The organism is Endozoicomonas sp. YOMI1, assembly GCF_024606345.1.
GTDB lineage: Bacteria > Pseudomonadota > Gammaproteobacteria > Pseudomonadales > Endozoicomonadaceae > Endozoicomonas.
Map to the genome: position 1 here is coordinate 1 of NZ_JAHHPM010000545.1, position 2,663 is coordinate 2,663.

The window sequence follows — 2,663 nt, forward strand, 5'->3', positions numbered from 1 at the left end:
TGTGCCCTGTATTGGTACTCAGAGCCTTGCTGTTCTTCAGCTTGGCTGGCTCCCTTAACACCAGGGCGACAGGTTCCCACGTTCCGCAAAAGAGCCTAAAGTCTGTTCATGCCAACTCTGCGCCGGACACCGCTCAGGCAGTAACTGGATTTCCCCTGAACTCATCATGGAGTAAATCTGCCCTCCACTTTTGATGTCAAAGTACTCGCTTTCGACGCGTCACGATTGGTTTACTCTCGTTCATCTCCAGACTTCCCACCTGACGCAATCTTGTTGCGCCTTTTCTGTAACGCTCACCACCCTGACTCTTAATCAACGCAGCTCACAGTGGTTTGGTAGTCGCTTCCAGAAGCCACCACCGGAGGGAGGGCCCACCTCCATCTCAATTGAAGTTGCGAGCAGACCGACTCTGCTCTCGTGGCACACCAGACCCGGACGAGCCCAATTAAGGCATCCGGTTCCTCATGGTTACTGGTTCACTGACTGATAACCATGGTAGTACTGATGCTGGATTCTTGGCGGTGTCAGGGAAAGCGTTTCAAGAACTGGGTGAATTTCTCCCACGGAATATAACCTTTCCGAGATCGACGACCCAGCCATTTGTGCCAAATCTCCTGTACTTTATGATGCACTGCTTTCAGGGCCTTGAGATTGGCCGTTATGCCGAAGTACGCAAAGTGCCCCCGTAATTTCCGTTTTAACATGGCATACTGCTCATTTAATGGGTCATGTCTGTGTTTACAACAATATTCATTAAACGACTTCAGCGTTTTAGCTACTCGCCCCTTGGCTGTTTTCCGGAATATCGCAAAACCACCCCTCCGGGTTTTACCCCAGAAGTGTGTGAATCCAAGGAAATCAAAACTGATCGGAAGTCCACGACGTTTGTTTTCCTTTCGGTATTGAACCCGAAAGTCAATTCTCTGCGTCTTTTCCAGATGCAGCGTTAAGCCATAAACACCAAGGCGCCTAGGCAGGACACGCTCTACTCGACAACAGTCGTCAACATTTTGAAATACCATGACAAAGTCATCAGCGAACCGAGTCAAGCTACACCTTCCCTGCATTCTGGGCACACTTTATCTACAAGAGCGTTTGAATAAACCAGTCATCCAGTACATAGTGCAGGTAGATATTGGCTAACAGTGGTGAAATAACACCACCCTGGGGTGTTCCCATTGTCGGGTAGCAAAACTCTCCCGACTCAAGTATACCGGCCTTCAGCCATGCTTTTCATGAAGAGACGATCAGTTTACGTACCACACCATCAGTCACTCTTCTGGCAAGAACCAGTGGTAGCTTGCTATGGTCAATCGTATCGAAATACTTTTGTATATCCACATCAAGCACCCATTGGCCCCCATCTCGCATTATGTGACTACGTAGGCTTTGCAAGGCATGATGTGCTGACCTGCCCTTGCGAGACCCAAATGAGCAATTGTAGAAAACTTGCTCAAAAATGGGTTCCAATAGCATTACCACAGCTCTCTGGGCAATCTTATCCTCAAAGGTTGAGAAGCCCAGAGAGCGTTGCTGACCTTTCCCTTTGGGAATGTAAACACGTCGCAAGGCTGGAGCCCGATACCGACCTGATTTTATGCGATCCAGTAGATTAAGGAGATTTGCCTCCCACTGTCTCTCATACATATCGGCCGTTTGGCCATCGACACCTGTTGCGCCATCCTTACGGGTCAGTTGATAGGCCTGTAGAAGCCAGTTGTAGTCTATGTAATGGTTGAGCGAGGTGAACGCCATAGCTGGATCGTCTCTGGCCAGTGTGGCTATCCGTCTCTGTTTCGTTGACACAAATGCTCATGACCGACATTTCGGTCACCCCACACAATGAAAATCAGACTCTGCCACAATCATCATGGTGCAGAGCCTGACAGTGGTCGTTATCTTTGCAGTGGCTTCCAGACCCTGAACACAAATTGACCCGGGCTGGATCGTTCGCACCCTCGCTTATCTCATGGTTCTGAACTGGCACCATCAAGGTTCCATTTCTGAAACATTGAATGCACGGCAAACAGTCCTGTTCTCCAAGTGAGATCATGGCGATCCGGTCCAGTCCGCCAGGCTCTGCCGTTCCTCCGTGAACGTTTGGAGCATAGACGATGCAAACCATTGTGAACAATTGCGCAGGCATTGATGTCCATAAAATGATGGTCATGGTTGCCATTCGCAAAGAAATACCAGACGGCAATATTCAAACATTAACCCGTGAATTCGGCACCTTCCGGAAAGACCGGGAGCTGATGTGCCAGTTCCTGCAACAACATCAGGTTGACCTGGTGGTCATGGAAAGTACCGGCGTCTACTGGAAAAGCATTTATGCATCTATCATTAGCTGCAACCTGAACCCTTGGGTGGTGAATGCCCGGCACGTCAAGAATGTACCCGGTCGCAAAACGGATACATTGGACAGCCAGTGGCTCGCCCACCTTGCCCATTGCGGCCTGGTTCGGCCGAGCTTTGTGCCTCACCCAGATCAGGAACAATTACGTTTACTGACTCGCCGGCGAGACACACTCGTCAAGCAAATAGCCAATGAAAAAAATCGTCTTCATAAAACCCTGGACGACAGCGGTATCCGGCTGGGTGGCCTGATCAGTGATATCAACGGCAAGTCTGGCCAGCGCATGGTGAACGCTCTGATTGATGGC

Annotated in this window: 4 protein-coding genes; 2 read left to right on the forward strand and 2 right to left on the reverse strand. The window is 49.8% G+C overall.

Annotated elements, in window-relative coordinates:
- Positions 1 to 194 (forward strand): hypothetical protein (locus KDK15_RS19410; protein ID WP_257297048.1); only part of this gene is annotated, 194 nt, incomplete at its 5' end.
- A 330-nt stretch (positions 195 to 524) separates the two neighbouring features.
- Here the strand turns inward: KDK15_RS19410 and KDK15_RS19415 are convergent.
- Both KDK15_RS19415 and KDK15_RS19420 read right to left on the reverse strand, forming a co-directional pair.
- Complete coding sequence (locus KDK15_RS19415) at positions 525 to 1,049, reverse strand: hypothetical protein (protein ID WP_257297049.1); 525 nt, start codon at positions 1,047 to 1,049, stop codon at positions 525 to 527.
- Between the two features lie 184 nt (positions 1,050 to 1,233).
- Positions 1,234 to 1,806, reverse strand: coding sequence for a reverse transcriptase/maturase family protein (locus tag KDK15_RS19420; RefSeq protein ID WP_257297050.1), 573 nt, complete (start codon positions 1,804 to 1,806; stop codon positions 1,234 to 1,236).
- A 308-nt stretch (positions 1,807 to 2,114) separates the two neighbouring features.
- Between KDK15_RS19420 and KDK15_RS19425 the strand changes: the two genes are divergently transcribed.
- Positions 2,115 to 2,663 (forward strand): transposase (locus KDK15_RS19425; protein WP_257297051.1); only part of this gene is annotated, 549 nt, incomplete at its 3' end.